Annotated in this window: 5 protein-coding genes; 3 read left to right on the top strand and 2 right to left on the bottom strand. The window is 34.7% G+C overall.

Annotated features, from left to right (window positions below; genetic code table 11):
• Positions 1 to 141 precede the first annotated feature (141 nt).
• Positions 142 to 1098 carry a replication initiation protein RepM gene (repM, locus tag I3249_RS12945; protein ID WP_238070235.1) on the top strand — a complete coding sequence of 319 codons (957 nt, stop codon included), beginning with the start codon at positions 142 to 144 and terminating at the stop codon, positions 1096 to 1098.
• A 60-nt stretch (positions 1099 to 1158) separates the two neighbouring features.
• Positions 1159 to 1986, top strand: coding sequence for a hypothetical protein (locus I3249_RS12940; protein ID WP_238070234.1), 828 nt, complete (start codon positions 1159 to 1161; stop codon positions 1984 to 1986).
• Between the two features lie 122 nt (positions 1987 to 2108).
• Here the strand turns inward: I3249_RS12940 and I3249_RS12935 are convergent, their stop codons facing one another.
• Both I3249_RS12935 and I3249_RS12930 read right to left on the bottom strand, forming a co-directional pair.
• Complete coding sequence (locus I3249_RS12935; protein ID WP_238070233.1) at positions 2109 to 2768, bottom strand: hypothetical protein; 660 nt, start codon at positions 2766 to 2768, stop codon at positions 2109 to 2111.
• Positions 2769 to 2917: 149 nt separating this feature from the next.
• Positions 2918 to 3808 carry a hypothetical protein gene (locus I3249_RS12930; protein ID WP_238070232.1) on the bottom strand — a complete coding sequence of 297 codons (891 nt, stop codon included), beginning with the start codon at positions 3806 to 3808 and terminating at the stop codon, positions 2918 to 2920.
• Positions 3809 to 4034: 226 nt separating this feature from the next.
• On the opposite strand from I3249_RS12930, the gene I3249_RS12925 reads away from it, so the two are divergent.
• On the top strand, positions 4035 to 4784 hold the full coding sequence (locus I3249_RS12925) for a hypothetical protein (protein ID WP_238070231.1): 750 nt from the start codon (positions 4035 to 4037) through the stop codon (positions 4782 to 4784).
• The last annotated feature ends 249 nt before the right edge of the window (positions 4785 to 5033 follow it).

Raw genomic sequence — 5033 nt, 5'->3', positions numbered from 1 at the left:
ATAAAGCTACGTCTATCGACCCATAAAGCTACGTCTATCGACCCATAAAGCTACGTCTATCGACCCATAAAGCTACACTGTTATACATTTTGTAGCTTTATGGGTTATAGTATCTATATCATTCACTATGGAAAGTATGAAATGAGCGATAAACAGCTAATAACTAAAGATAATAGATTAATCAGTGCCAGCTATTCTCTTGGCATACCTGAACAGCGCCTTATTTTCCTAGCAATCATCGAGGCTAGAGAACAAAAACAGTTGATTGATGCTAGAGGTGTCCTACAAATTAAAGCCAAGAGCTATCAAGAACAATTCAAAGTGGAAAAGCATACCTCATACGATGCACTAAAAAGTGCTACCAGTGGATTGTTTGACGCTCATTTTGAGTATGAAGACATTCACGAACAGACAGGAAAATTAGCTCGTCATGTGATCAGATGGGTGCAGAAAATAACCTACATTGATGATGCTGGTATGGTTGAGCTACAATTCACAGATGCAGTTATTCCCTTGATAACAAGACTTAGCGAGCAATACACTGAATATGAGTTGAAGCAGGTTAGTGAGTTACAGAGTGAATATTCAATCAGGCTCTATGAGTTGATGATGCAATGGAAGGCAATCGGTAAAACTAACAGAATATCAGTGGATGACCTTCGCAAGAAACTAGGTGTTGAGACTGAGCAATACAAGAAAATGAATAACTTCAAGGCTAGAGTTTTAGACCATGCCGTCAATCAAATAAATAAGCATACGGATATTCAAGCTGATTATGATCAACATAAAGATGGACGTGTAATTGTAGGTTTTACATTTAAATTCAAGGTTAAGAAAAGTAAGAAAAAAATCACTACTGAGGCTGAGAAAAGGGGTATAAATACAGCAGATATGTTCACAGTTGAAGGATTAAACGATAAGCAATTAGGGCGCATTGCTCGTAACCCTCAGTTCATTACTGACTATAATCACATGGTCAGCCCCACTAGTACAGCAGGTCAAAGCGATCGTGGTTGGGAGTTTGAGATGATAAATCGCCTTAAAAAAGACGCTTCACAGTTTGGTAGGCGTCCTATTAGAGATTATCTAGATTATTGACCGCTATTACATATCATATAAATTTTAATATGTTATCTTAAATAAAATTAAGGAGGAAGTATGGGTTTTTTTGATGGTTTTTTCGATCCTACCTATAATGTAATTCATAAAGGAGAGCATCTAACTATTTCAGGAAAGAGGATTTTAACCGTAAGAAACAATTTGGAATTAGTAAGAACTAACTCTGGCGAACTTCTTTTATATGGAGACTTGACCAGAGCACTGAAACAGAGGAGTAGATTAGAAGAAAGCGATAACACCAAGGTATACAAAGCTATTAAAGAACTGATAGATGATGCATACGATCTAGATATGACTAGAGAAAATATGGTTAGAACCATCGCAGACCAATTAGGAATAGATTTTTTCTATAAAAACTTGTCGCCAGGTGAATGGTTCGTTAGATCCAAAGATAGAGATGATTCAATGTATGGAGATGAGATCTTTCATGGTGGAAGACCGAATGATGTTAGCAATATGTATTTTGACTACACTATAGGTGAAGATGAATACGACGATTACAGTCACACCTATGAAAATACATACTTAAACGCATATAGAAAAGAAGAATTTAAACCGGATAAATATATTTATTGGCTTAAAGATGGCAATTACTTTATTAGTGAGGGATTTCTCTTAGATAGCAAAGGAAATGTAAACCCACATCAAAAGTTTGGGAAAAGTATAGTCGGTTCATTATTTCATGATTTTAACGGTGCTTTCTATGACATTTTAAGAAAGAATAATTTAAAAATCGCATTGAGTAAATCTGAATATGAGACAGTCTTAGAATTAGAAGAAAAGGCCTACTTAGAAAAAAACATAGATAGACAAGATATATCAAGGTTAGTTAAAGATAGTGTTTATGTATCTAAAAAAGGAAAATAATAGTAGAGGAAAGTTTTATTCTAGAGTTTAGAATAAAACTTTCCTCTTTGCTTTTATTACATGTAACAAAAATATATAAAAAAGGGTAAGTATAAATTAGGTTAGAAGTATCGTTCTTAAATTTACATTTGCATCATATAATCCCAATTAACATATTGAGTTGCAGTATTCTTACCTTGGTTGAAATAAAGATCGTTGAAATTCAGGCTACATGATTTAACTCCTATATTAGAAGGCTGTTGTTTAGTATCCTTACTAATCAAACTTGCTCTATAACAAGCTGCGTTATGATCAAATATCTTAGCCGCATCAAAAGGCGTAAGACTAGAGTCATGACTTATTAATAGGTTTACAACAGCATCTCTTGCACCAACATCCGCTTTAGCAGCTATATAAGCATTACCTAAGTGTATACATTTACTAAAGAACTTAGATACGAGTTCCTCTCTATAAGCTAAATCATTTAATTTTTGTTTGGTGTGAGGTGTTTGAGCAGGCATACCAAATAAACTAGCCATTTCATTAGGAATACCATTATCTACTATGCCTGACTCAGGAAGTGATTCAATATAATCAACTATAGAATAGGTTATGCAATTTATCCAATTAATAGTTGAGTCGTCAAATCTACCTGCAAGATAAGCAACTTCTGCTAAAGTCTTAACTAAATCAGAACTAGGGTCATCTAATAGGTCATGGTATTGCTTTAAAAGAATATAAGCTTCGTCATAATCGCCCTTATTTTTCAAGTTTATCGCTGAACTATACAATTGTTTATTCATTAGACTGCCTTATATATTCAATCGTTATTTTATATCATGTAGTGTTTCTTACCCAAAAAGTCTGTTCTGTATCAATATGACTTAAATCTAAGTGAAATTCACACAGAACCTGGAGTAGTCTCGGTAAGTATTCTGTCTTGAGTGGTTTATTAGCTTGTATAATATAAAGCGACAAAATCATCTGATTCTTCATTGTACAGTCTATAAGCTTTACAGAGATCTAGACTAATCCTGAATAATATGTATGACTCCTCATCCGTACCATCTCCTGCTACTATTTTTAATACATTGTTCAATAAGATCCCTACATTTGTTTCAATCCTATCAATATCAAGTTTGTTTTTCCAAACATCGAAGCCTATTTCATGTAAGAACTCAGTAGTGGCTAAGAGCACGACGCGAGATGTACTTCTTGAATAATTGCTATCATCCAAATTATTATCAATAGTATTGATAATTTCTTTATCTAAAATAGCTTGTGAAATATCTAACTTCTCTCTAAAAATACCTGTCGAAGCTTCTTCATCAATGTTAAACGCTAAGGCTCGCATTACAGCTAATGAGCTTGCCCTTGCAAGAGATTTACTTTTTTTAATACGGAAGTTGCTATCACTTTGTGCTTGAGTTAGGCCTATGAATATTGCTACAGCAATTAGAGCTTTCTCGTCTTGGCTTATACCTCTACCGATTTTTCTTTCTACATCTGTATATATTCGTGAAAGTGTACTTTGAATATATTCAGGGTCTATTATCTGCAACATATGAGTTAATTCATTCATACCTACCTCTGCCTTATCTAGCTTAATGTCTAGTGTTGGTACTTCTTTTTTATCAGAATGAAGACTTTCTTCAGTTTTATTAACGGCACTCGTATCTTTATTACTTAAAAAGAGGACTACTATACCTATAGCGAACATTCCAACTATAAGCATGAATATTGCTCCTTTATGATCCCAGACCCAGCCTAAGAACATAAATAAAAGCCATAAGAAGACTAACCCCAAAATAAACGTAGCAATTTTCTCAAAAACAAACTTCATAGACACGCCTTCTTATTTAATATGATTATAAATCAGCATAACCAAAATCCTTTTAAAACTATTCATAGGGCAAAAACCTCCTAAATATTATTAGAAAAACCCTATTTTTGTTGGATAGCAATGACACTATATATAGAAGCAACATATTTATATACCAAATAATCTGTTGTGGCAGTCATACCAAGTGTCCTAGAGAATTTGTGACTACTGAGAGAGATAATTTAAAATGCCAACTCCATTTCTTGCTTTAGGTTATTTCGCCCCCGCCCCCTGCGTAAGGGAGAAAAATCGACTCAGACCTGGTTTCCGTGAAAGCTCAGATGACTACCCTGATAAACTGGATTATCGACAAAGCGATTTACTTGATGCTTTCGCTGAAAGGCTCGGTTTAAACAAAGCGAATGATGAGTATCCTCGTGATTATATGACAAGAATGATCGACAGGTTCGACTCGAAACTCGTCACTGAGAACAAAGCCATCATTAACTTGCTTCGTGATCCAAAGGCAGAGCGTGACCAGTACGATGCCATCAAAATACATTATGACACCTTCATAAAAAATCTAGATGAAGAGCGCGAAGCCATTGATAGCAAGACTAGAGGTGACTTAGGTAATGTTGGTGGAGTCAGTAGAATGATAGCTAAGAGCATATCAGCACCCCGTTATATCAAATCACTGGATAGTTATATCAACGATGAGGCAAACGAAGAGCTGAATAGAGCGTTAGCCATTAAACATCGTACCGACACGATTAACGATACTTGTCAGCAATTTAAGCATAGTTTGATAGGTCTAAGTGATTTACACCAAGCTGATCAATATAGAACGCATTCAGAGGCTCTACAAGGCTCTTTAAATACATTTATGAGCAGTTATGGCAAAGAGCTGTCTGAGGATCAACAGAAGGCTATAAACGTCGGTTTTAGTGTTGCTAAACAACAGATTCGATCTAATACTATGAGCTTTAGACGTTAGCATTATTTATCGCTTTTTGTTTTTCTTCTTAATTAAAAAAAGAAAAGGGTTTTTAATGTTTTTAATGTTTTTAATGTTTTTAATGTTTTTAATGTTTTTAAATGCTTTTAAGTCCTCGCTATCCTTTACTGTTAAAGGCGTATAGTGCTGATAAAGCTACGTCTATCGACCCATAAAGCTACGTCTATCGACCCATAAAGCTACGTCTATCGACCCATAAAGCTACGTCTATCGACCCATAAAGCTACA

It is taken from the genome of Psychrobacter sp. Ps1, assembly GCF_022129425.1.
Taxonomy (GTDB): Bacteria; Pseudomonadota; Gammaproteobacteria; order Pseudomonadales; family Moraxellaceae; genus Psychrobacter.
This window is presented reverse-complemented; position numbering and strand designations above follow the sequence as displayed.